The 23,457-nt window shown below is 56.6% G+C and carries 18 protein-coding genes; 8 read left to right on the forward strand and 10 right to left on the reverse strand.

The window, feature by feature from the left end:
* The first annotated feature begins 41 nt into the window (after positions 1 to 41).
* Positions 42 to 884, forward strand: a complete 843-nt coding sequence (locus MHH28_RS12135) for a sugar phosphate isomerase/epimerase family protein (RefSeq protein ID WP_405115177.1) — start codon at positions 42 to 44, stop codon at positions 882 to 884.
* A gap of 465 nt (positions 885 to 1,349) precedes the next feature.
* Here the strand turns inward: MHH28_RS12135 and fucU are convergent, their stop codons facing one another.
* From fucU to MHH28_RS12155, 4 genes are read right to left on the reverse strand one after another with little or no spacing between them, the layout of a single operon-like run.
* Complete coding sequence (gene fucU, locus MHH28_RS12140; RefSeq protein WP_405115179.1) at positions 1,350 to 1,793, reverse strand: L-fucose mutarotase; 444 nt, start codon at positions 1,791 to 1,793, stop codon at positions 1,350 to 1,352.
* Between the two features lie 24 nt (positions 1,794 to 1,817).
* Positions 1,818 to 2,468, reverse strand: coding sequence for a class II aldolase/adducin family protein (locus MHH28_RS12145; protein WP_405115180.1), 651 nt, complete (start codon positions 2,466 to 2,468; stop codon positions 1,818 to 1,820).
* A 31-nt stretch (positions 2,469 to 2,499) separates the two neighbouring features.
* Positions 2,500 to 4,035: a rhamnulokinase family protein gene (locus MHH28_RS12150; RefSeq protein WP_405115182.1), complete on the reverse strand. Its 1,536-nt coding sequence runs from the start codon at positions 4,033 to 4,035 to the stop codon at positions 2,500 to 2,502.
* Between the two features lie 25 nt (positions 4,036 to 4,060).
* Positions 4,061 to 5,827, reverse strand: coding sequence for an L-fucose isomerase (locus MHH28_RS12155; protein ID WP_405115184.1), 1,767 nt, complete (start codon positions 5,825 to 5,827; stop codon positions 4,061 to 4,063).
* Positions 5,828 to 6,148: 321 nt separating this feature from the next.
* Between MHH28_RS12155 and MHH28_RS12160 the strand changes: the two genes are divergently transcribed.
* Entirely contained in the window at positions 6,149 to 6,922 is a 774-nt protein-coding gene (locus tag MHH28_RS12160; RefSeq protein ID WP_405115186.1) for a DeoR/GlpR family DNA-binding transcription regulator, read from the forward strand.
* Between the two features lie 3 nt (positions 6,923 to 6,925).
* On the opposite strand, the gene MHH28_RS12165 is transcribed toward MHH28_RS12160, so the two are convergent.
* A complete protein-coding gene (locus MHH28_RS12165; RefSeq protein ID WP_405115188.1) occupies positions 6,926 to 7,765 on the reverse strand; it encodes an MBL fold metallo-hydrolase in 840 nt (279 codons plus the stop codon).
* Between the two features lie 190 nt (positions 7,766 to 7,955).
* On the opposite strand from MHH28_RS12165, the gene MHH28_RS12170 reads away from it, so the two are divergent.
* Complete coding sequence (locus tag MHH28_RS12170) at positions 7,956 to 9,893, forward strand: NAD(+) synthase (RefSeq protein ID WP_405115191.1); 1,938 nt, start codon at positions 7,956 to 7,958, stop codon at positions 9,891 to 9,893.
* Positions 9,894 to 9,985: 92 nt separating this feature from the next.
* Here MHH28_RS12170 and MHH28_RS12175 read toward each other — a convergent pair whose 3' ends face one another.
* The 4 genes from MHH28_RS12175 to MHH28_RS12190 form a co-directional block, all read right to left on the reverse strand.
* On the reverse strand, positions 9,986 to 10,414 hold the full coding sequence (locus tag MHH28_RS12175; protein ID WP_405115194.1) for a GreA/GreB family elongation factor: 429 nt from the start codon (positions 10,412 to 10,414) through the stop codon (positions 9,986 to 9,988).
* 174 nt (positions 10,415 to 10,588) lie between these two features.
* The gene (locus tag MHH28_RS12180) at positions 10,589 to 11,521 is read right to left on the reverse strand and encodes an SAM-dependent methyltransferase (protein ID WP_405115196.1); all 933 of its coding nucleotides are present in this window, start codon (positions 11,519 to 11,521) and stop codon (positions 10,589 to 10,591) included.
* 175 nt (positions 11,522 to 11,696) lie between these two features.
* Entirely contained in the window at positions 11,697 to 12,098 is a 402-nt protein-coding gene (locus MHH28_RS12185) for an RrF2 family transcriptional regulator (RefSeq protein ID WP_405115198.1), read from the reverse strand.
* 330 nt (positions 12,099 to 12,428) lie between these two features.
* Positions 12,429 to 15,119: a family 78 glycoside hydrolase catalytic domain gene (locus MHH28_RS12190; protein WP_405115200.1), complete on the reverse strand. Its 2,691-nt coding sequence runs from the start codon at positions 15,117 to 15,119 to the stop codon at positions 12,429 to 12,431.
* 148 nt (positions 15,120 to 15,267) lie between these two features.
* Between MHH28_RS12190 and MHH28_RS12195 the strand changes: the two genes are divergently transcribed.
* The 5 genes from MHH28_RS12195 (at position 15,268) to MHH28_RS12215 (ending at position 21,548) form a co-directional block, all read left to right on the forward strand.
* Complete coding sequence (locus tag MHH28_RS12195; RefSeq protein WP_405115202.1) at positions 15,268 to 16,176, forward strand: helix-turn-helix domain-containing protein; 909 nt, start codon at positions 15,268 to 15,270, stop codon at positions 16,174 to 16,176.
* An 82-nt stretch (positions 16,177 to 16,258) separates the two neighbouring features.
* On the forward strand, positions 16,259 to 18,004 hold the full coding sequence (locus MHH28_RS12200; RefSeq protein WP_405115204.1) for an ABC-F family ATP-binding cassette domain-containing protein: 1,746 nt from the start codon (positions 16,259 to 16,261) through the stop codon (positions 18,002 to 18,004).
* A gap of 111 nt (positions 18,005 to 18,115) precedes the next feature.
* Positions 18,116 to 19,870, forward strand: coding sequence for a sensor histidine kinase (locus tag MHH28_RS12205; protein WP_405115206.1), 1,755 nt, complete (start codon positions 18,116 to 18,118; stop codon positions 19,868 to 19,870).
* Complete coding sequence (locus MHH28_RS12210; RefSeq protein WP_405115208.1) at positions 19,860 to 20,654, forward strand: response regulator; 795 nt, start codon at positions 19,860 to 19,862, stop codon at positions 20,652 to 20,654. The genes MHH28_RS12205 and MHH28_RS12210 overlap by 11 nt, the downstream gene beginning before the upstream one ends.
* A gap of 9 nt (positions 20,655 to 20,663) precedes the next feature.
* Positions 20,664 to 21,548, forward strand: coding sequence for a helix-turn-helix transcriptional regulator (locus MHH28_RS12215; protein ID WP_405115210.1), 885 nt, complete (start codon positions 20,664 to 20,666; stop codon positions 21,546 to 21,548).
* A gap of 328 nt (positions 21,549 to 21,876) precedes the next feature.
* On the opposite strand, the gene MHH28_RS12220 is transcribed toward MHH28_RS12215, so the two are convergent.
* Positions 21,877 to 23,436: a hypothetical protein gene (locus tag MHH28_RS12220; RefSeq protein ID WP_405115212.1), complete on the reverse strand. Its 1,560-nt coding sequence runs from the start codon at positions 23,434 to 23,436 to the stop codon at positions 21,877 to 21,879.
* Positions 23,437 to 23,457 lie beyond the last annotated feature (21 nt).

A 23,457-nucleotide genomic window follows, 5' to 3' on the forward strand; every position in this document is an offset into this window, starting at 1 on the left:
AATCGCTGCATTTATCTGTGTACACAAAGGAGACTTCCCTGATGACTGTTCCGTTTCACCTGGGCGTCCGTGCCCATGACTTCAAGCGGTGTCCGCTGCCGCAGTTGATAGATAAGCTGAAGGCGCATGGCTTCCCGGCGATTCAGCTGGCGCTGCATAAGTCTTTTCCGGAGAGTGTCGCTGGAATTGGCGCACTGAGTCCGGGGACTGCCGCCTATTATGGCGACGCCTTCAGACAAGCCGGTATCCGGATTGCTGTCCTCGGCTGTTATGTGAATATTATCGATGCCGACCCTGCCAAGCGTGCACAAGCGCTGAACGACTTCAACACCCATCTGCGGCTGGCCCGTGACTTCGGTGCAAGTCTGGTAGGGACGGAGACCGGCAGTGTGGGCCAGTGGTATACGGCGGATAATTTTACGGAGGAAGCTTTTGAACAAGTGGTTAACTCTGTTAGTATCATGGTTGCTGAAGCCGAAAGGTTCGGAGTGACGGTAGGCATCGAGCCAGGCGTCAACCATCCGCTCCACACAGCGCAGCTTGCCCGGCGGCTGCTTGAGGCGGTGCCGTCCAATAACCTGCAAATTATTCTGGATGCCGCGAATCTGATGACACCGGAGAATTACCTGGCGCAGGAGCAGATTGTGGCAGACGCGCTAGACCTGCTGGGTGACCGGATTGCTGTCCTGCACCTGAAGGATTTCACGGTGAAGGGCGGCGCCATCCACATCGTTCCTGCCGGACAAGGCATGCTGAACTTCGCCCCCCTGCTCCGCTACATGAAATATAAGCGTCCGCATATTCAGGGGCTGCTGGAGAGTACGCCTGAGGATGATCTGCACGCCAGTGCGCAATTCCTTCGGAGTATGTATAACGAGGTTTAACCAAAGTGCTATGCGGATGGATGAGGTAAGAACTTACGAGGTTCACGCAGCTTGTATGGCCGCCTCCCTCTTACCCATCCGCCCGCTTTGTAGGGTATCCCATATTCGGTTTCTCGCCTACATTTGGTCCACTGCCCCCGCAGCCGCCAATTGTTTTTCACACACCTTTGGAGGAGAAGAAAAACTTTATGCGCATAATCCTGCACAAATTGCAGCATTTCCCCTACCGATATCGCCCTTGGCTAAAAGTGTTGCACAAAAGGCAGTATTCTCCTCCAGTTGTGCGGCACATCGAACAAATTCCTGCATTTCCTGCAACAATCCTCCCTCAGCTACTGATTTCGGGGGAGCCAAGTTGCATAACTTGCAACATTGGAGGGGGCGTTGCTCTGATGGAGCGGTGCTACATAGGTACAACAAATAAGACCGCCCCTTGTTAACCGGGCGGTCTAATGCTTGGAGGCGTTATTCCCCGGCTTCTTCCGGGGGAATCACACCTTTTTTGAGAATAATATTCCCGTAGAGCGCCTCTTCTCCTGTGATCAGAATAGCGTAGCTGTGCTTGGAGCGCTCATAGAAGTCAAAACGCTCTTCATATTCCACCTGCACTGCAGGATCATGACGGGTAAGAAGCTCCTTGTACGTGTCCCATATCACAGGAACCGTAGGGTCCCCTTCCACAACGGCCATGAAGGCCGCCTGTGCCGGAGCATAATGATCCAGCGGAAGCAGCTCCAGGATGGCGTCGAGCAGCCGGGGGATACCGATCCCGTCAGCCCGCAGCACCCGGGAATGCAGCGCATGTCCCGGATAATTGGCATCGGCCAGGACCAGCTCATCCCCGTGGCCCATCTCCATCAGGGTGCGGACGAGCTTGGGGGAGAGCAGCTTGGGTATTTTTTTGAGCATAACAATGTCTCCTCTCCGGCTTGATTACATTCCGTAGAACGATCTCAGCGCCACCAGCTCTTCAATCCGGTGCGGCGGCAGCTCACGCTCCCCATCGATCATGCGGGTCAGGAAGGTCAGCTTCGCCGTATATTCAAGCCGCTCCATGTTCATATAAGCAGCCATTACATCCTTGCCCCAGGTCAGGGCCCCGTGGCTCTCCAGCAGCACAGCGGTCTTCTTGCCTAGGAAGGGAGTCAGCGAATCCGGGATCTCTTCGGTCGAAGGCGTCCCGTATACCGCCAGTGGAATGTCCCCCATGGCAATGACGGATTCCGGCATCATCATTTTGTCCAGGGCTTCGCCCTTGATGGCAAAAGCGGTAGCATACGGCGGATGTGCATGAACCACCCCGCCCATCTCCGGAAGCTCATTGTAGATCTTCAGATGCATCTTCACTTCCGTCGACGGCCGGTAGCCCTCCGCTGCATCCAGGATTTCTCCCTGCAGATTGACTTTGACCAGCATGTGCGGCTGCAGGTAGCCTTTGCTGACTCCTGTAGGCGAAGCGAGCACCTCTGTAGCCGACAGGCGTGCGGAGATATTACCGTCATTGGCTGCGATGAAATCCTTGTTGAACAGATTCCGGCCGATATCGCAGATTAGCCGCCGTAATTCTTCTTCATGATTATTCATAATTTCCTCCTTGATTGCTGTATGAAGCTTGTCAATTCCGATGGGGTACAATCGGCCGGTACTGGACGGTTGTACAGGAGCGGGCTGCCACCCTGCGAACCTCTGCGGGATCGACAGCTCCGAGCGCCGTCAATTGCACCACGATGTTGCCGATTGCACTCGCTTCTGCCGGTCCGGCGATAATGTCTTTGCCGGTGGCATCCGCTGTCAGCTGGCACAGCAGCTTGTTCTGAATGCCGCCGCCGACCATGTGAATGCAGCTCACCGGACGGCCCGTAAGCACCTCCAGCTCGCGGATCGTATCTGCGTAAGAACGGGCCAGGCTCTCCAGAATCGAGCGGATGATCTCCGCCCGGGTCTGCGGCACCGGCTGCCCGGTGCGGATGCAGTAGGATTCGATCCGCAGCGGCATATCGCCCGGTGTGCTGAAGAGCGGATCATTCGGGTCCAGCATGGCGATGCACGCCTTGGACCGGTCCAGCTGACCGGCTAGCTCGGCGGCTTCCTGATGGCTGAGCGGTTCGCCTGCTTCGGCCCAGCTCCGCTGGGTCTCCTGCAGCAGCCAGAGGCCGGTGATATTCTTCAGCAGCCGGTTCGTGCCGCCGAAGCAGCTCTCGTTGGTGAAGCCGCCGGCCCGGGCGGCATCGCTTAGTACAGGCTCCGCCGTCTCCAGGCCGACCAGCGACCAGGTTCCGCAGCTGATGAATGCAGCGTCGCGCAGCGCAGGGCCGATTCCGGCGATCCGGTCAGGATCGGCGGAGCTAGGGCCGGGATCGCCGTAAGGGATGGAGGCCACGGCCGAAGCCGTATCATGCGAGGCTCCGGCGATGATCTTGAGCGGGCCGCTGCCCAGTTCTTCCTGGAGCGCGGGCCGGAGTTCACCCAGCACGGTGCCTGCCGGAACCAGCCGGGGCAACAGCTCTAGCGGCAGCTCTAGCCTGTGCAGCACTTCGGCTGACGGCGCTGTGGACTGCGGATTCAGCAGGCCGCTGGTGCTCCAGATGGTCTGCTCGCCCACAGCCACACCGCTGAGCATATAATGGAACAGATCCGGCATCATCAGAAGCTGCCTGGCGGTTGCCCGCAGTTCCGGTGCCCTATGAAGATCGGCAAATAATTGATACACCGTATTAATCGTACCGGACTGGTTGCCCGTCAGATTGAACTGGTCTACTGGAGGCAGAGCAGCCTCCAGCACCGGAGCAATGTCTTCCATCCGCTGATCCCTGTAATGATGCGGAGCGTACAGCAGCTCCCCCTGCTCATCCAGAAGGCCGTAGTCGACTCCCCAGGTATCTACACTCAGAGAGTGCAGCGGGCCGTACCTTGCCGCAGCCGCTGCAATGCCGTGCTTGATCTCCTGAAGCAGCCGATGCACATCCCAGTGCAAATGTCCATTCATCTCTACCGCTCCGTTAGGGAAGCGGTGAATCTCTTCCACCGCCACCTTCCCGTCCCGGTAGCTTCCCAGCATAACTCTGCCGGAGCTGGCGCCCAGATCGACGGCCAGCAGCCGGATGTCCTTATTCCCGGTTATCCCTATATCTGTCGTCTCTGCCTCTGTCATCTTCACACCTGCTTCGCTTAGAGGATTAGTAGAGCGGGCCGAAGTTGCGGCAGGCTCTATAATCGGCGCTCTCCAGATTCTCTGTGCCGAACAGCGACCAGACACGCGGGCGGAAAATACGCGATTCTTCCACGTTATGCATACTGACCGGAATCCGCAGGATCGAAGCCAGCGTAATCAGATCCGCGCCGATATGCCCGTAGCTGATCGCCCCGTGATTGGCGCCCCAATTGTTCATCACATCGTAGACAGACTGGAAGGAGCCTTGGCCGGTCAGCTTCGGGGCGAACCAGGTCGTTGGCCAGGTCGGGTCCGTCCGCTGGTCTAGCGTATCGTGCACCTCTCCCGGCAGCTCTACAGTGTAGCCCTCTACCAGTTGAAGTACAGGTCCCAGACCCTTGACCAGATTAAGCCGGGCCATGGTGACCGGCATGCCGCCCCGGGTCAGGTAGTCCGTGGAGAAGCCGCCTCCCCGGAAATATTCCTGGGAAGCCGGGCGGAACTGGGTCTGTGCAATACAGGCAGCCGCCTCTTCGTCCGTGATGTCCCAGAACGGCTTGATCGCCGGCTTGCCGTCAAGGCTCTGCTCGCCGGTGCCGTCCAGCGCCGCCGAGCCGGAATTAATCAGATGCAGCAGGCCGCCTGCCGCCGCGCCCTCCAGCTCGTAGCCGGTCACGCGCTTCACCGCAGCCGGACTCCAGAAGGTGCGCACATCGGCAAAAATCTGCGCCGTATTCGTCAGCAGATAATTGAACAGCATCGTCACCCCGTTCAGGCTGTCATTCTCGGTGGCGACGATATAAGGCGCCCGTCTGCCGTTCCAGTCGAACGAGGAGTTCAGGATCGTCTCCATGAAGTCGCCATTAGGGAAATGGTCGGTCCATTGCCGCTGGCCCTGGAAGCCGCTGAGCAGGGCATTATGACCGCTGGCCTCCTCCTCGAAGCCGAGCTTCGCAAGCTGCGGATTGCCGGTCATCAGATCACGGGCAATCAGCGTCATTTTGACCACAGTCTCCCATTGCTCTTCCTTCACCGCTTCACTAAGCTGCAGATGCTGCGGATTATTATCCGCCCCCACACGGCAGTTGTCCTTCACCCAGGCCAGCGCCCGCGCGAATTCCTCGGGATCATAGATTCCCTCTTCCATTCTGCGTACAAATTCAGACATATCGATATATTCATTGCGCATGCCGAGATATTCCTGGAAGAACTGCTCGTTCACGATGGAACCGGCGATTCCCATAGATACGGAGCCCATCGACAGATAGGACTTGCCCTTCATCAGAGCCGCCGCCAGCGCGGATCTTGCGAATTGCAGCAGCTTCACCTGAACATCCGCCGGGATCTCCTCGCTGCTGGATTCCTGAACATCCTCGCCGTAGATTCCGAAGGCCGGAATGCCTTTTTGCGCATAAGCAGACAGAACCGCCGCCAGATATACCGCGCCGGGGCGCTCCGTTCCGTTGAATCCCCAGACCGCATGCGGGATCGCCGCATCCATATCCATGGTCTCCGATCCATAACACCAGCACGGGGTGACTGTAATGGATACGCCCACACCTGCACCCGCGAACTTCTGCGCCGCCGCCGCAGCCTCCTTCACGCCGCCAATCGTAGAATCGGCAATGATACATTCCACCTGAGAACCGTCCGGATACCTTAGATTCTCCTGCAAAAATGCCGCCACGCGCTGCGCCATGCCCATCGTCTGCGCCTCCAGCGATTCACGCACCCCGCGTCTTCTGCCGTCAATCGTCGGCCGGATACCAATCTTCGGATAATTTGCTGTCACTGCTGTTCCTCCCCGAATCGTAAGTTGATAGTATAAGAACATTACACTGGAGCTTTGACTCCGATTAGTAAGCGCTACCAAATACAGCCTCTGCGGCCTGCACACTTTTGTCTTTCTCCGCCAACTAATCCATTTCTTCTACATCATAGAATCACTCACCTGCAAAGTCAACACTATTCCACACTTTAAATTTGGTTATTGTGTGGTTTTGTGTGATATAATCAAGATAAACTGTGGAATTGATTGTGATTGTGGGATTTATGTCACGCAGCAGATTATAGTAAACTATATACAACTACATAACTAAGGGTGGGCATGGATATGAAGGCTTTTGAACGGCGGGATCTGGTAATCAACGAGCTCTACAGGCATAAGAAGGTCCACGTTGCGGACTTGGCGCAGAAATTTGGTGTATCGGAGGAGACGATCCGGCGCGATCTCGACCGGCTGGACAAGGAGGGCATTGCCAAGAAGAATTACGGCGGGGCGATTCTGAACGTCCACACCAACGAGGACCCTTCCTACTCGCACAGGCATCAGGTGAACATTGAAGCGAAGCGGATGATTGCCTCCAGTCTGCTGGAGCTGATTAATGACGGGGACAGTGTGATGACGGATACCAGTACGACGGCTTTTGAAGGCTTGCGGAGAATCGTGGAGGACAAAAAAAATCTGACCATCATCACCAATTCCCTGGCGGTATTGTCAGAATTTCAGCATTCCGGGCAAAAGCTCATTTCCACGGGGGGCCTGCTCGGACCGGAGACCAGCTCTTTCGTAGGGCCTACGGCGTCGCAGACCATCCGGAAATATAATGTGGATGTGGCCATCTTCAGCTGCAAAGCGCTCTCCATGACCGGCGGACTCTGTGACTCCAACGAAGCGGAGACCGAGCTTAAGGTGCTGATGCAGCAGCAGGCGAGCAAGGTGGTTCTTCTGGCTGACCATTCGAAGTTCGACCGGATCGCCTTCATCCGGCTGTTCAGCTTCGACAAGGTGGATTATATCGTCACCGACCAGCGGCCGTCCGGGGAATGGATCGAGTTCCTTGCCAAATATCAGGTTTCCCTGCTCTACCCTGCTGATCCGCACTGAGTCTTAACGCTTCTGCTTAAAAGCCTGCGACGACACGTACACGAACCGTTCCGCTCTGGCCATCATATGGAACTTCTGCTCCGGGAAGTGGCGGTACAGGTAATCCACGAAGTAACCCGGATTCTCAGCGTTGCCGGCGAACAGATCATAATGCAGCGGAACCACAGTCTCAAAACCTGAAGTCGCCGCAAATTCGGCAGCCTCCCGGTAATTCATATTGCCGACAATATTGCGGCTGCCCCGGTAATAGTCGCGTCCATTAATCGGCAGCAGCGCCAGATCAATCTTCCGGCGGCCTACCTCCTCAATCAGCTCAGGGAACAGCACGGTATCCCCGGCATGATAAAGCGTGACTCCGTTCAGCTCCAGAATGTAGCCGACATACTTAGGATGACCCTGTTCATCGCGTTCGGGCTGTTCGTGCGCCGCTGCAACGGGTATGACCTTCAGTCCGCTTGCAGGCTCCGCTTCCCGGGGAGGCAAGGCAGCGGTCACCTGTTCCTTACGGATGCCCAGCTTCTGCAGACGCTCCACGCAGACCGCCGGAGCCATGAACTGCGCCTGCGGATTCAGTCCGGCAAGCACGGGAAGAGCCTCCTCATCCAGATGATCTGAATGGTCATGGGTAATCAGGCAGACCTCCATATTAGTAATTTCCCCGGGCAGGGCCGGCGGCGGGAAGGTGCGGTCAGGGTTCGGGGATACATAAGGATCAATGTAGACCGTCACCTCTGCTCCCTTGACAATAACGCTGGCTTGTCCGAGGAACCAGACCGCCAGGCAGCCGTAAGGCACCTCCGTGCTGCGGATTTCTTCGATTAATTCTTGTCCTGCTAATGACATATCAATATGCTCCCTTCCTCTTCCAGCTCTCATTCGTATAGCGATCGGTTACATCCCTGTTTAGTTTATACCCGCCTGAAGTCAAATGGAAGCGCTTGTGCAAATCCCTGCTTGTTACCGATGCCGATTGATGGGTACAATTATTAGATAGTGTAACTACAACAGGACAGGTAAAGGACAGGTGAAATGAATGCAGAATTACGGATTCGCCAGAGTCGCCGCCGCTTCCCCGGAGCTCCGGGTGGCCGACTGCGTATTCAATGCAGACCAGATTATTGAAGCCATCAATACAGCCAGCGCCCAGGAGGTGGAGTATCTGGTACTCCCGGAGCTGTGCATCACCGGCTACAGCTGTGCGGATCTGTTCCTCCAGCCCCGGCTGCTGGAATCCGCGATGCAGGCGCTGCTGCGGATTACGGCGGCTACAGCGGAGCACCGGATGATTGTCATTGCCGGTCTGCCGGTCTCCATCAAGAGCAGGCTGTTCAACTGTGCCGCTGTCATTCAGCAGGGCCGGATTCTCGGGATGGTGGTCAAGACCTGCATTCCCGGCTACAGCGAATTCTACGAGCCGCGCTGGTTCGCGGGAGCCGAGGAGCTGGAGGTGTCCGAGCTGCGGATCGGCGGTTCGGCGGTGCCGGTGGGCAATGATCTGATTTTTGCCTGCGAGAGTGACGGGAATCTGTCGTTCGGTGTGGAGATCTGCGAGGATCTCTGGGTGCCGGTTCCGCCAAGCAGCCTGCTGGCCCAGGCCGGAGCCACGCTGCTGTTCAACCCGTCGGCCAGCAACGAGCTGGTCGGCAAGGCCGATTACCGCCGCCAGCTGGTCGGCGGCCAGTCCGCCTCCTGTGTGGCCGGTTATGTCTATGCCAGCTGCAATACCGGCGAATCGACGACAGACGTAGTCTTCGGCGGACATTCGCTGATCGCGGAGAACGGCCAGCTGCTGGCCGAATCGGAACGCTTCACCCATGAGAGCCGGATGATTACGGCCGACATTGACCTGCCGCGGCTGCAGTATTCCCGCACCGTGATGGGCACGTTCCGGGCAGGCAAGGGCGGACGCAATTACCGCGAGATACTCTACACCACGCCGCTCAGCAGCGGCACCCTGCGGGAACTGAAACGGAACGTAGGGGTCAACCCGTTCGTGCCGGGCAATCCGCTCCAGCGGGACGAACGCTGCCAGGAGATTCTCTCGATCCAGACCTCCGGCCTGATGAAGCGTATCCGCCACATCGGCACCAAGCAGGCTGTGATCGGCATCTCCGGCGGGCTCGACTCTACGCTTGCGCTGCTGGTAGCCGTACGGGCCATGGAGCTGCTCGGGCGTCCGGCCAGCGATGTACTGGCGGTCACGATGCCGGGCTTCGGCACGACCAGCCGCACGTACGACAACGCCGTAGGCTTGATCAAAGCGCTCGGCGCGTCGATGAAGGTCGTTGACATCAAGGCGGCCTGCCTACAGCACTTCGCGGACATCGGACACGACCCCGAGGTGCATGACCTGACCTACGAGAACGTCCAAGCCCGCGAGCGCACGCAGATCCTGATGGACCTCGCCAACAAGAACGGCGGGATTGTCATCGGCACGGGCGACCTGTCCGAGCTGGCGCTGGGCTGGTGTACCTATAATGGCGACCATATGTCGATGTACAGCGTGAATTCCGGCATTCCGAAGACGCTGATTCAATATGTTGTCGCCTGGTATGCGGACCATGAAGCAGACGAGACGGTGAACAAGTACCTCTACAGCATCATCGAGACCGGAATCAGCCCGGAGCTGCTGCCGCCTTCGGCAACCGGAGAGATCGTCCAGCTGACGGAGAACATCCTGGGGCCTTACATTGTGCATGACTTCTTCCTCTATTACATGCTGCGTACAGGCGCTTCTCCCGGCAAAATGCTCTATCTCGCCCAGCACGCCTTCGGCGGTGCTTATCCCAAAGAGCAGCTAACCGCCTGGCTGAAGGTGTTCGTCACCCGCTTCTTCACCCAGCAGTTCAAGCGCTCCTGCCTGCCGGATGGACCGAAGGTCGGTACGGTCAGCCTCTCGCCGCGCGGCGACTGGCGTATGCCGAGCGATGCGTCCGCCGCGCTCTGGCTGCAGGAAATCGAAGAATTGTAGCTCCTTAGCCGTACATCATGGCCTAAGGCAAAGAGGCGTCCCCCATCATCACAGGATGATCAGGGACGCCTCTTTTTTGTCAGCAATCAGCTTCACTCGTACCTATTATCAAGAATCAAGACTTCATCGCTGCCGAACGGGGTCTGAATCGTTACCGTCTCTCCGGGACAGGCCAGAATCAGCCCTCTGCCCATAGGCGACCACAGGGAGATGCAGAATTCATCCAGCTCAGCTTCACCAGGAATTACAATCCGGTACGTATCCACCAGTGTCTCCTGGCCAATCCGCAGGGACACCGTTGACCCGACCAGTACCGTAGAATGCTGAAGCGCATCGCTGTCACCGGACAGAATCTGCTCCACCGTCTCCTGGTAGCGCTTGATCATCGCCTGGACCTCTGCCCGCTCAGCCGGAGATTCCCACGTTCCCCTGTCCAGAATGGAGAATTTATGCTCATCGAGATAGACCAGCTGCTGCACCAGCTCCTCGCGCAAAGATAATGTCTTGAGACTATGGCTCATAGTAGATTTCACCTACCTTCTTCATCAGGTCATGCTCGAAAATACGCTTGTTCCTGCTCATAGCCCTCAGTCCTCCCTAAATAAGAAAATAGGTCCCGCACAGGGACCTATTCTCTATGATAGCATCTTTCCCGGGAAAGACAATCTCAGGAACAAGGGCTGGCCCGCTCCGGTTCATTGCTCCACAGAAAGGGCAGATTTCGCGGACGTTGCGGCAGCGGCCCGGCTGTACATATTCAGGTCCTGGAGCTTGATCAGCACCTTGCCGAACCGTCCGCCTTGGCGGACAACGACTTGCTGCTCCGGGTAGGCCGTGTGCAGATAATCCGTAACTACCTTGCGGGTAGCCTCTTCCCCGTCCAGATGATGCAGCGGCAGCATCTCCATCACCTCAGCGGCGGCTGCCTCCAGCGATAGCTCCTTGCTTTTCGCTTCGCGGGTAATGATGGTCTCATAGGAATAGCCTTTCAAATACAGCAGTTGAGTCAGATAGGCCATATCCGAGGATTCCGCATGGACGGCCCGGCCGGTCAGGAGCGGCAGCACTTCATTCATCAGGCTATGCTCCTGCACACCTGCCGAGGTGCTGATATAGCAATACTGCCGGGCACAGCTGATCACCTTCTCCGCACTCTCCCAGTCGAAGACCGCCGGGCACATGGACACAAAGACCAGATCGAAAGCATTCAGCCAGCCCCGCGCAGCAATGTCGATATTCTCGAAAGCTTCGTCCACCAGTTCCACCTGTCCGGGAGCGAATCCGGCTGTGTTGGCCAGGAACAGCTCGGATAAGGGAATATTAGGCTCTACCGCTGTCACCTTAGCCCCTCTCTCTATAAAAGGAACCGTGAAGCCGCCCGAAGCTGCTCCCACATCAAGGACAGTCAGCCCGTTAAAGTCCACGCCCTGGCCCTCCATCCAGCCGATAATCCGCTCACTCCGGTCCCTCCCGGCACTGCTGAATACCTCTTCATTGAACACCTGCGCCTTATGGTCGAAGCTTGTGTGCGGGTTCATCCCCATCGCCTTGAATTTGTTGGCCATTGCCTTCGGGTCTTCCTTCCAGGCCTTCTCCCATACACTTGCATCGAATAATCCGTTGATCATCTCTAATCCATCCTCTCATGATTGTATCAATTGCACGGCAATTACACAGACTTAACAGACTTTGAATATCTATAATAACCGCTAAATTACAACGGCTATACCGCCCTGTGAAGGAACGGTATCCGTTGCAGCGGAAAATAGCAGAACACAGCATGACACAGCAAAATGCCATAGCTTAATGTCTGGACAGCATCTTCTCGGCAAGCTCGGACATCATTTTGTTACGCAGATAGTCTTCCATCTGCCCTTCGGCCTTGACCATCTCCTGCTGAATCAGACACTCACTGGGATGGTCCAGTGTGCAGTCGAACAGCGAGGCTGTGCCTTCAATGGCATGGATGATATCCAGGAACGAGATTTCCTCCTGCTTGCGCCGCAGACGATACCCGCCATTCGCCCCGGATGCAGACTCGATCAATCCGGCTTTGACCAGCTTGGTCAGAATCTTGGACAAATATGTTGGCGATACATTCTGCCGCTCGGCAAGCTGCTGCACGCCTACTGGCTTATCGGGCGTGTGCGCCACCAGGAACAGCATCGTGTGCAGGGCGTAGTTCGTTGCTTTGGAGTATTTCATGTGTTATTCCACCTTACATAGGGACTATGCCTGTAATTACAGACTTTATTTATCTATGATAGCCCTTATACGGGGAGATTGCAAGGGGCAGGAGAGGGAAATGGGTGGAGAAATTGGGAGAAGAAACACAAGTGAACACAGTTTTGTTGTCCTTTAAGCAGCCAACCTACGTCCGCACCGGCACATTGTGTTCGGTTTTCCGCATACATTCGGCTCGCGCACCTTAGCACCGGCACAATGTATTCGCACTTTCCAGCACAACAAAAAAACAGAGCCCCGTAGTCTGGAAGGCTCTGCATGCAGCATTATCAGTGGCTGAAATAGCCCCGTCTACTCCCCGTACTTACTCAAAGTGTACTCAAATCTGTATTCACCCGAGCCGAGTGTAACCTTCACCGCCTGTGCCAGCTGCTCAGCGGAATGAATGCCGGGGACCTGCTCAAGCGGCTGCCCAGCCGCCATTCCTGTCTCCGACACTTCGGCCAGAAAGGCGTCCGGCAACAGCACGGTAGCTGAAGTATTCGGCGGAATAACGGCGGTCAGTTCGATTCTCCCGGAAGCAATCGTCCACTCGGAGCGGATCATGCCGTACATCGATTCCAGACCGGCAGCAGCTGAGGCCAGTCCTCCGCCCGGATGCGGCTGGATCAGAAACTGCTTGTAGCCCGGCCCCTCTTCGCTCTGTTCGATACCGGCTACACAGCGGTACAGGAAATCCCCCACCGCCCCATACGCATAATGATTGAAGGAATTCATATCCTTGCTCCAGAAGCTGCCGTCCTCCTTAATCCCGTCCCAGTGCTCCCAGATCGTCGTTGCGCCGCGGGTAATCTGATATAGCCAGGATGGATAATCCGTCTGGAGCAGAAGCTTGTAGGCGGCATCGTAACGTCCCGCTTCCGCCAGCACCAGAGTCAGATAAGGCGTGCCCACGAAGCCTGTCGTAAGATGATAATTGCTCGCTTCCAGCAGTTCGATAAGTCTTGCAACCGTGCGATCCTTGGCACTTCCTTCCACCAGACCGAACATCAACGCCAGCACACAGGCTGTTTGGGTAGCTGCGCCTGCTGCTCCCGCTCCTCCCGCTGGAGGGATGAACACTTGGTTGAACGCTTCCTTGACCCGGCCATGAAGCTGCGAGTAATATTGGACGTCTTCTGCCCGGCCCAGCACCTTCGCCGTCTTCTCCATCAGCTGAACGGAATAGGCATAGAAGGCTGTTGCAATATAGCTCTTGTCTGTAGCGCCAACGAGATTATCCCCCTTGGCATCCAGTCCCAGCCAGTCGCCGAAATGGTTGCCGGTATTCCACAGATATTCCTCATTTCCCTGCCTGCGGATATACTCCACCCAGCCCTGCATGCTGCTGTATTGCTGCTCCAGAATCCGCTTATCGCCGTAACACTGGTAGATCGTCCACGGACAGATGACCGCCGCATCGCCCCAGGCCGCCGAAGAATGCGACTTCTCATCCAGCACATGAGGAATCACGTAAGGGACTCCGCCGTCCTCCAGCTGATCCGCTGACAGGTCCCTCAGCCATTTGCTGAAAAAAGGCGCCACATTCATCAGATACGCTGCCGTGCGGATGAACATCTGCGCGTCCCCGGTCCACCCGAGCCGTTCATCCCGCTGTGGACAATCAGTCGGCACATCGACGAAATTGCCCTTTTGCCCCCAGAGGATATTGTGCTGGAGCTGGTTCAGCAGCGGACTTGCGCAGGTGAAGGTGCCGGTCGGCTCCATATCCGAATGCAGCACAACGCCTGTGAAGTCTTGTAAATCAAGCGGGTCCGGGAAGCCAAGCAGCTGCACATACCGGAAGCCCTGGAAGGTAAAACGCGGCTGGAAGCTCTCCCGGCCTCCGCCTGCGGCGATATACGTAACGGTCTGCCTGGCCGTCCGCAGGTTGTCAGTATACACATTGCCTGCCTGGTCCAGCACCTCGAAATGCCGCAGCTGATATTCCTGGCCTGCCGTGCCATCGACGGTGAACCGCAGCCAGCCGACCATATTCTGCCCGAGATCCAGCACCGTCTCTCCGGCCGGTGTGCGGATGAGGGCGGCTGGGGCCAGTTCCTGCACTGCCCTGACCGGAACATTCTCCTGGGCAAGCAGAATATGCTTGGCATAAGGAAGAATCTCCGCCGCCATCCACTGCATATCGTCATACCCCGGCAGGCTGAAGCCGTGCTGCGCCAGGCGGGCGTCATACGTCTCGCCATGATACAGCTCCGACATTAGGATAGGGCCGGGTAAGATTTTCCACTGCGGGCCGGTTCCTATGATCTGCTCCGTGCCGTCCTCATAGGTGAGATGAAGCTGCATCAGCAGCGCTGTGCGGCTGCCATAGATATGCTTCCTCTGCTCCCAGCCGAGATTCCCTTTATACCAGCCGTTCCCAAGCCAAGCCCCGGCCGCATTGTTCCCGGCCACTAGCTGCTCCGTTACATCATACGTCTGGTATTGCAGGCGGTGGCTGTAACTGGTCCACCCCGGGGTAAGATAGGCATCTCCGACCCTTGTTCCGTTCAGCTCCAGCTCATACAGCCCGAGGCTGGTCACATAAATCCGGGCCCGGGCGACCGGCCGGTCGACATGGAATTCCGTGCGCAGCAGCGGGACTTGCTCTGCATCTTCCGCAAGGCAGGCGAGCGGAGCTGTAATCCATTCAGCGCTCCACTCCTCCGGCGACAGCAGCCCCATCTCCCACCATGCCGCCTGTGACCACTCCGTAGGGCGGTTGTGCTGATCCCATATTTGTATCCGGTAATAGTAACGCTGCCTGGACGCAAGCTCCAGCCCCTTCAGCTCGATATGGAGAGATTCACCGGACTCCACTCTGCCCGAGTCCCATAAACTGACGCCGAACTCCGGCTCAGCTGCAACCTGGATCTGATAGGCCTGCTGCCTTACATCGCGCTCATCCGCCCGCAGCTGCCAGCTGATTCTCGGGTTACGGATATCCAGTCCCAGCGGATTCTCCTGGTACTCCACTCGCGGCTTTTGAATAGCTATCATTGAATACACCTCGTCTTTTATAGGATTAATCCTGTATATATGATGCGCTTTCTATTACAATTATAGGATTCCGCATGGGTTGCATGACCTGCAATATGGACATTTCACGGGGGTAAAAAGGACTTACTGGATCTGGAGGAGGGAATTAATGGATTCGGCTAACCATACGCTAAAAGGGGAGTATTTCTTCCGGGACAATCTCCTGTTATATGTGAACCGTGCTACCGAGAGCTATGATCTTCCGCTTCATTCCCATGACTTCATGGAGCTGACCTTCGTGGCCGAGGGCAAAGGATTTCATTATATCGGCCAGAAGGCTCACCCGACCGGCAAGGGCCAGCTTCATTTCATTCCTGTCGGCGTCTCCCATGTCTTCCGCCCGTCTTCACCCAGTTCGCTGCGTGATCCGCTTGTTGTGTACAACTGTTTGTTTAAGCCGGAGCTGCTGGACCGTCTTGCCTCCGTGATTCAAGACCCGCCGATTGCCTCCTACCTGGAGCAGATCAGAGAACACCGGCTGCCTTCCTTCTCCGTGACGGACCTGAACGGCTCCATCGAGAGCCTGTTCCTCTCGCTTCACCGCGAGGTTCACCTGCCGCAGAGCGGCTCGGACAGCTACCTGCTAACCCTGTTCATTCAGCTTCTGATCAGTATCTACAGGCTGAAGCATGATGAGGTTCAGTTTCCGCTGGGCAGGCAGACGCAGTTTTTGCAGATTCTGAATTACGTCCAGCTGAACTATGTGCAGGAGATTACCCTGACGCATCTGTCACGCAGCTTCGACTGGAGCGAACGGCATCTTCAGCGGCTGTTCAAGGCGCATACCGGGCAGACCTTCTACCGTTATCTCCAGAATGTACGGATTCAGAAAAGCTGTCTGCTGCTGGTTCAGCAGCCCAAGGCACCCGTTCAGCTCATTGCAGAGCAGGTAGGCTACCATGATCCGTCGACGTTCACTCTGGTCTTCAAGCGGATCATCGGAACCACGCCGGGGAGTTACCGGCAGACGCCCGGAAGGAAACAGCTGGAAGCGATGAGCCCGGAGGAACAACTTTGACGCGGAATGATTGATGTTATTGATAAATAGTGTTAGGCTATCAACGGTAAACTCCATTTTAGCAACACAGAAAGGTAGTCCTATGATTAAAGTTCAACACCTGTCCTTCTCCTTTCCGCAAAAGGAGCTCTACACCGACATTTCGTTTACGCTCGAAGAGGCGCAGCATTGCGCTTTTATCGGAACCAGCGGCAGCGGGAAAAGCACACTGATCGAAATTCTGATGGACCGGGACAGATATTTGTTCGATGGCACCCTAGAGATGGAGCCGGATTGCAGCATCGGGTATGTCAGCCAGTTCGCCAAGCCGGACCTGTCTCTGGAACCCACCGTATTTGAATATATAGCCGAACCCTTCATTAAGCTTCAAGCTGAAATACAGTCGATTTGCACAGAGATGGAGACCTCGGCAGAGATTGAACCGCTGCTGGAGAGGTACCAGCTGGCTCTGGATGCCTTCGAGGCCTTGGGCGGGGATGATTACGAGAGCCTCATTCATAAGAAGCTGAATCTGGCGGACCTCATGAAGCGGAAGGATCTCAAGGTATCCGAGCTGAGCGGCGGGGAATTCAAGCTCGTTCAGGTCATGAAGGAGATGCTTAACCTTCCCGACGTCCTCATTATGGATGAGCCGGATGTATTCCTCGACTTCGAGAACCTGAACGCGCTTAGGCAGCTGATTAACACCCATAAGGGCATCCTGCTGGTGGTCACGCACAACCGCTATCTGCTGAACCATTGTTTCAACAAAATCATCCACCTTGAGAACAAAGAGATTCAGGAGTTCGACGGCCGGTATCTGGAGTACAACCTCTTCCTGCTTCAGACCAAAATAGAGCTGCAGGAGCTGGCGCTCGCCGAACAGGAAGAGATTGAGCGCAATGAGAATATCATCGATAATCTCCGGGCGATCGCCACGTATAACTCGGAGGCCTCCAGAGGGAGAGCGCTCAAAGCCAGAGTGAAGTTCCAGGAAAGACTGGAAGCCCGCCGGATCAAAGCCCCGTTCGTCGATATTAAGCAGCCGCAGATTCATCTGGGGATGGTGCATGAGCCGCAGGACGCGGACGCTCCTGTAGTGACAGTCCAGGATTACCGGGCGACCTTCGATGAGCTGCTGCTGGACAAGGTTAGCTTCGAGCTGAATGCTACAGATAAGGTCGCCCTGATCGGTCCGAACGGTACCGGGAAGACGACACTGCTGCGCGATATTGCGCGGGGCCATCACGAAGCTATAACTCTCAGCCAGGAAGCTACAGTGGCTTATCTGTCCCAGCTTCAAGGTGAAGTGCTGAACGATTCGAACACCCTGCTCGAAGAATTCATCGAGGCCGGAATGGCAACGTATGATGCGATCCGCTCCCATCTGGCATCCTATGGCTTTGAGGGCGAGATTGTGAACCAGAGAATAGCATCCCTGTCCGGCGGCGAAAAGAATCTGCTGCAGCTGGCCAAGGTGTCTGCGCTGAAGGCCAATGTCCTGCTGCTTGATGAGCCGACCAGCCATCTGGATACCTATACGCAGATCGCTCTGGACAAGGCTATCCAGGAGTACAAGGGTGCGATTCTGATGATCTCGCATGACTTCTATTCCGTGGTCAACGGGATGGATTATGTGCTGATCATTGACGATCAGACGATCCGCAAGATGACGATCAAGAAGTTCAAAAAGATGATCTATGCCCGGCATTTCGATAAAGACTATCTGGAGCTGGAGCAGAAGAAAAAGGCGGTTGAAACACGGATCGAGCTGGCGCTGAAGGATACTGATTTTGAGCTTGCCAAGGTACTGGTGGCAGAGCTGGAAGAGCTGATAAAGCTGATGTAAACAGGGTTCCTCCGGGAACCCTTTCCTGCATTGACAGCAGCGAAAAGGAATCGTTAAACTGAACGTACTACGCGAGATTCCATCAGGAGGCACTTACAGGAGGCAACTTAGATGAAGAAGCTTCTTCTCTCCCTGCACAAGATCCGTTTCAAAATGTTCTTGATCATCCTTGCCTGTATGCTGACCGTTGCGCTGTCGATCAGTCTGATTGCCTACCGGTATATCACCGATCTGCTGACAGAGAAGCAGATGAGCCAGATGAAGTCGTATGCCGACCGGCAGTTCGAGCAGCTCGAGCGGATTCTGGCGGACATTAAGGCTCCGCTGGGGCAGCTGGCCGGACAACTGGCCGAGACAGACCAGTCCCGTGAAGCGGTTACCCGCGTCCTGCGGATGTATCAGTACTCGGTGTACCCTTTTTCCAGAGGCATGTATTTCATCGCCCCGGATTATTCGATTTACGAGACGGCGCAGACTACAACGCTGCCCGATGAGCTGAAGAACCGGCTGTATGCCGGAGCCCGCTCCTCCTGGACCTCCCTGCAATCCTTCGGCCCCTACCAATCCACAAATAAAGGCCTGGTGCTGACCATTGCCGTAACCGTTTACAGAGGCACAGAGATTCAGGGCATCTTGGCGGCTGACCTCGACCTTCTGGCCATTAACGGACTGATCACCGGGATGAATCCCTCCCCGGCAACCTCCACACTGCTGTTCAATTCCGGTCTACAGCCGATCCTCAGCTCGGTGAAGGTCAGACAGGATGAATACAGCGGGCTTTTTCCCCAGATCCAGAGCTTTCTTAGGCATAATGAAGACGGCCTCCTCCCCCTGTATACCGATCATGAAGAGTTTGTTGCTCTGTTTGGCGGCCCCAATTCGCAGGGCTGGCGGCTGGTCAGCTTTGTCGATAAGCAGGATATTCTCGCACCGGTCACACAGCTCCGCTATTATGCGATCTATCTGGCCCTCTTTTTCATCCTGCTGTCGCTGATGATCTCCTTCTTCCTGGCCCGTTACATTGACGGCCCCATCTCCGGCCTGATCCTCCAGATGCGCCGCATCCAGAAGGGGAACCTCGGGCTGCGGGTCCAATTGAAGCGCAAAGATGAATTCCGCACGCTGGCTGATTCCTTCAATATCATGCTGGACCGTATCGGGGAGCTGATTGACGACAAGCTGCGGACGGAGAAGCTGAAGAAGCAGTATGAGTTCCGGGCCTTGCAGGCGCAGATCAACCCTCATTTCCTGTACAATACGCTGAACTCAATCAACGCCCTGGTCGATCTGAAGCGGACAGATGAGATCGCCAAGGTGCTGCATGCACTGGTGAATCTGCTGGATTATTCCATGGGCAAAGGCGAGGCTCTAACCACGCTGGAGAAAGAGCTGGAGGGGCTCAGTCATTATATCTACCTGCAGCAGATCAGGTACCAGTACAAATTCGAGGTCAGCATAGACGTTGCCGAAGACGTGCTGGACTGCCGCATCCTGAAGCTGACCCTGCAGCCGATTCTGGAGAATGCCATCTTCCACGGAATAAGGGGGAAGCGGCGCGGGGAAGGACTGATTACTGTACGCGGCAGTCTGCTGAAGTCCAGGCTGGTGCAGCTCGAAGTGGAGGACAACGGCACCGGGATCGCACCGGATCGCCTTAGCGGGCTGCTGGACCCTTCCGCCCCGCCGCCCGGCGGAGCGGAGGGGATTCCGCATTATTCTTCGATGGGCCTGCGGAATGTCCACGAACGGCTGCAGCTCCATTTCGGCGAGGCTTACGGCCTGAAGATTGCAAGCACAGAAGGCGCGGGGACGATCATCAGCATCACCTTCCCCGTAGTGAGAGGAGAACCGACAGATGAGCAATAATCCGGTTGTACTGGACAAGATACGATGTATTGTAGTGGATGATGAGGCGCTGATCCGGGAGCGGTTCCGGTTTGCTTTTCCGCTGGAGGAGCATGGATTCGAAATCATCGGGGAAGCAGAGGACGGCGAAGAAGCGCTGGAGCTGTGCAGACAGCTCAGCCCGGATATTGTGATCACCGACGTGGTGATGCCGGGGATGAACGGGCTGGAGCTGACCGGGCAGCTGAAGCAGCTCCTGCCTCGGATCAAAGTCATTATTCTGTCCAGCTTCCAGGAGTTTGAGTTCGCCCGCAAGGCGGTGGCGCTAGGCGCACTGGGCTATCTGCTGAAGGTAACCTCGGGCTATCAGGAGCTGCTGGAGATTCTGGATCAGGCCCGCAGCGAGATCGAGGCAGACCGGGAACGGATGCTGTTGTCCATCGAGGAGCGCAAGCAGCTTCAGGACAGCCAGCCGCTGCTGCGCAAGCAGCTGATCCTGGATATCCGCAGCGGAATGGCCCATTCCCCGGCCAGGCTCGGGGCCGCCTGCGATTTCGTGAACTGGCATCGGCCGGGCACCTTATTCGCGCTGGGACTGGTCAGCATCGACCGCTACAGCAGCCTGTCCCAGACCTTCCATTCCAAAGATCTGGCGCTGTTCAAGTACGTGATGATGCGGATGATCGAGGAGCTGGCAGAGAGTAGCCTCCCCTGTAACGTCTTCGACTGGGATGAGCAGAGCATCGGTCTCTGGATACTGCCCCAGGAATCGGGTGATGCTGCGGAGCAAATGATAATGCTCTGAGAAAGCATTTTGCACCATGCGCGCAAATACCTGCCCTTTACGGTGTCGGTCCGGGTTAGCAGGGCGCACCGGATGGAGGCTTCGCCGGAGGGGTGGCCGTCTGCCTTCGGATGTGCATTCAGGGACTTAGAGGAGCTGAAGGCGAGCTTGTTCTATCACGGGCATGGCAGCTATCACGAATATAGCGCTGTGTACGGAACGGTTCAGGGCAACGGGCAGGGTGCTGCGGGGAGAAACGCTGGCTCCGGGTACGTTATGCCGGAGCTTCCCGATCCGGCTGAACGGCTCGCCGGACTGAGCGACCCGACCGGGCTGCAGCGGCTGGTGCATGACGATTATATCCGGCCGCTGGTGTCGGCGAAGCCGGAACCGGAGCGGCTGCTGCGCTGGATGGAGGAGCTGGCCGGGCGCTGGACCGCCGCCGACTCCCATTCCCGCAGCCGGTTCCTCGCCGGAATTGACGGCGTCGAGACCATCCATGATGCGGAAGAGTTCCTGCTCAGCCTGTTCCAGTGGAAACAGAGCGTAAGCCGGCTCGCCTTCGACCAGCCGGTGCAGCGGGCCGAAATCCAGAAGGCGCTGGATTATGTCGCCCTCCACTACCGTGAACCGCTCAGTGTGGCGGACATCAGCGACTACACGGCCATCAGCCCGAATTACTTCAGCCACCTGTTCAAGGCTCAGACCGGCATCAATTTCTCCGACTATGTGACCCGTTACCGGATCGAACGGTCCAAGCAATACCTGCGGGAGACCGAGATGCAGGTCGGTGAGATTGCCGAACAGATCGGCATCCCGGACTACAAATATTTCGCCAGAATCTTCAGGCGGCTTGTCGGCAAAACGCCCAGCCAATACCGCGAGGAGGAGGGCGGGCGGAGCGGCCGGACGTAGGCGGGCGCCCTCTGGACAATTCTGACAATCCCCCCGCTCTCCGGCCGCTGGTATGTGGAGTGCACTGTTGCACATTTTGCAGGATTTTTCTATAACGGTTACTGGCGGCGGTACAATGTTGCAATAATTGCAGGAATTCCGGTGCAAAGAGCCAATTCGCGCTGACTATATTGCATTTCGTGCAGGATTTCAGTATTGACCGCTTATATTGGGCGGTATTGCTGCATTTTTGGCAAGATTTACTAAGCAATGACAAAGAGGCCGTCCCGAAAGCCGTGGATCATGGCTTGGGACAGCCTCTTCTATTCTTCTTTATAAGGGATAGGCCTTACAGGGCATCATCCGCAACCACCAGCTCGAACACCGAGCCGGCGGCGAACAGCGTTCCATTCTTCGGCTTGAAGGTCACGGAGGTCACTGCGGCGTTGTTCTTCCAGCGTCCGCCGTACAAGGCCAGGCGTCCGCCGTATACATCAAGACGGCCGCCGGAGGCGCCGATCAGTGACAGCATATGCTTATGACGGTCGGTGTCGGCATGGCGGATAATGGACAGCGCTCCGCAGCCGAACTGACCCGCTTCCGCTCCCCCACCCGGGATCACCCCGATCTCATTGTCGCTCTGGAGCACGGTCTCATGCGTTCTGTCCATGCCTGACGCCCGGCGGATAGCATAATTGGCCGCAGAGGCATCCCCGTTCAGCTCAATCAGCAGCCGGTCCTCCGTTCCCGAAGCATTGGTTCTTGCTACCGCCACCGCCCGCAGGCCCACCGCACCGGCAGGCACCTGGAGGGTGACGGAAGCTTCACCGGAAGCAGAAACTACATGCCGTGCCGCTGGAGCTTCTGTTTTGTACGCGCTGATGATGGAACCCGGCAGAAAAGACTCGCCGCCCATACCGGGGAAATAATGCAGATGGTTCAAGGCCTCCGTGTTCCTTCTCCGGCCGTTCTCCTGGCTGACCGGATAGAAAACCTCTTCAAAGGCAGCATGTTGGCTGATCCATGGCTTATGGAAGACCGTGTTCCGGTACTCCGGATACATCACCACCAGATTGCCGAAGGAATCCGCCGGGGCAGCGGCTGCCGTAGACCAGCCCACCCGCTTCTCATTAAAGGCTTCATCGATAATATTGTTGTCCGCTATGCTCTCCCCGCCCAGGCGCTGGATGGGATAATTGGCGGATGATGTATCATTATTAAGCTGCTGATAGACCCGGTCACCCTGGCGGGTAGCCAGATTCTGGCTGGAACGCATCTGCATCATCAGGACAAGATGGTTAGCATCTGCAGGCAGTGAGCCGAAAGTGAATTTCTTCGACTTCTCGTCAGGCAAGCGGTCTGCTGCCAGCCGGGTCTCATCCACGGCATACAGTGTAACAATGGACCCGATGGCCCATTGATTGACGCCGCCGGGAACATTCTGCCACGGCCGCAGGGCGATGGAATCCAGAGCCGCCGTGCTCTCCCACGCCCCGGAGTGACGCTGCAGCCGGGTCTCCAGCGAGGAGCCCATGCTCTGCCACAGCTTCAGGTTGTCGGTGCGGAAGGCATACGGGAACAGCAGATACCCTCCCCCGTAACCGGCAGAGGCCGGAGGAACGTCCACCCCTTGCGCAATATTGGTATTCGTAGTACTGACTGTCGTAATAGCTGTGCCGCTTGCTGTGAATTCCCGGCGGTTATAGTGGCTGGCGGTGTCGCCGTTCAGAATGACCTCGCAGAATCTGCGCTCGGTGTAGGTCTGGGCGGCGTTCACTTCAATCACCAGATGGCGCGTGCCTGCCGGCACGAGCGCCGCCAGGGAGGTGAAGGTGACAGCCGTCTCCGGCGCACTCTGGACCTTAATTTCAGCAACACGGACAAGCGGCAGTGCAGAAAGAATACTCATGAATCATCGCTCCTTCGATTT

It is taken from the genome of Paenibacillus sp. FSL K6-1217, assembly GCF_045040735.1.
In the GTDB taxonomy this organism is placed as follows: domain Bacteria; phylum Bacillota; class Bacilli; order Paenibacillales; family Paenibacillaceae; genus Paenibacillus_AQ.

What these genes read in the sequence shown, in the direction of transcription:
- MHH28_RS12135 (WP_405115177.1), top strand. Translation starts at nt 42, where the DNA reads ATGACTGTTCCGTTTCACCTGGGCGTCCGTGCCCATGACTTCAAGCGG.
- MHH28_RS12205 (WP_405115206.1), top strand. Translation starts at nt 18,116, where the DNA reads ATGAAGAAGCTTCTTCTCTCCCTGCACAAGATCCGTTTCAAAATGTTC.
- MHH28_RS12175 (WP_405115194.1), bottom strand. Translation starts at nt 10,414, where the DNA reads ATGAGCCATAGTCTCAAGACATTATCTTTGCGCGAGGAGCTGGTGCAG.
- fucU (WP_405115179.1), bottom strand. Translation starts at nt 1,793, where the DNA reads ATGCTCAAAAAAATACCCAAGCTGCTCTCCCCCAAGCTCGTCCGCACC.
- MHH28_RS12200 (WP_405115204.1), top strand. Translation starts at nt 16,259, where the DNA reads ATGATTAAAGTTCAACACCTGTCCTTCTCCTTTCCGCAAAAGGAGCTC.
- MHH28_RS12195 (WP_405115202.1), top strand. Translation starts at nt 15,268, where the DNA reads ATGGATTCGGCTAACCATACGCTAAAAGGGGAGTATTTCTTCCGGGAC.
- MHH28_RS12165 (WP_405115188.1), bottom strand. Translation starts at nt 7,765, where the DNA reads ATGTCATTAGCAGGACAAGAATTAATCGAAGAAATCCGCAGCACGGAG.
- MHH28_RS12150 (WP_405115182.1), bottom strand. Translation starts at nt 4,035, where the DNA reads ATGACAGAGGCAGAGACGACAGATATAGGGATAACCGGGAATAAGGAC.
- MHH28_RS12185 (WP_405115198.1), bottom strand. Translation starts at nt 12,098, where the DNA reads ATGAAATACTCCAAAGCAACGAACTACGCCCTGCACACGATGCTGTTC.
- MHH28_RS12160 (WP_405115186.1), top strand. Translation starts at nt 6,149, where the DNA reads ATGAAGGCTTTTGAACGGCGGGATCTGGTAATCAACGAGCTCTACAGG.
- MHH28_RS12220 (WP_405115212.1), bottom strand. Translation starts at nt 23,436, where the DNA reads ATGAGTATTCTTTCTGCACTGCCGCTTGTCCGTGTTGCTGAAATTAAG.
- MHH28_RS12190 (WP_405115200.1), bottom strand. Translation starts at nt 15,119, where the DNA reads ATGATAGCTATTCAAAAGCCGCGAGTGGAGTACCAGGAGAATCCGCTG.
- MHH28_RS12210 (WP_405115208.1), top strand. Translation starts at nt 19,860, where the DNA reads ATGAGCAATAATCCGGTTGTACTGGACAAGATACGATGTATTGTAGTG.
- MHH28_RS12145 (WP_405115180.1), bottom strand. Translation starts at nt 2,468, where the DNA reads ATGAATAATCATGAAGAAGAATTACGGCGGCTAATCTGCGATATCGGC.
- MHH28_RS12170 (WP_405115191.1), top strand. Translation starts at nt 7,956, where the DNA reads ATGCAGAATTACGGATTCGCCAGAGTCGCCGCCGCTTCCCCGGAGCTC.
- MHH28_RS12180 (WP_405115196.1), bottom strand. Translation starts at nt 11,521, where the DNA reads ATGATCAACGGATTATTCGATGCAAGTGTATGGGAGAAGGCCTGGAAG.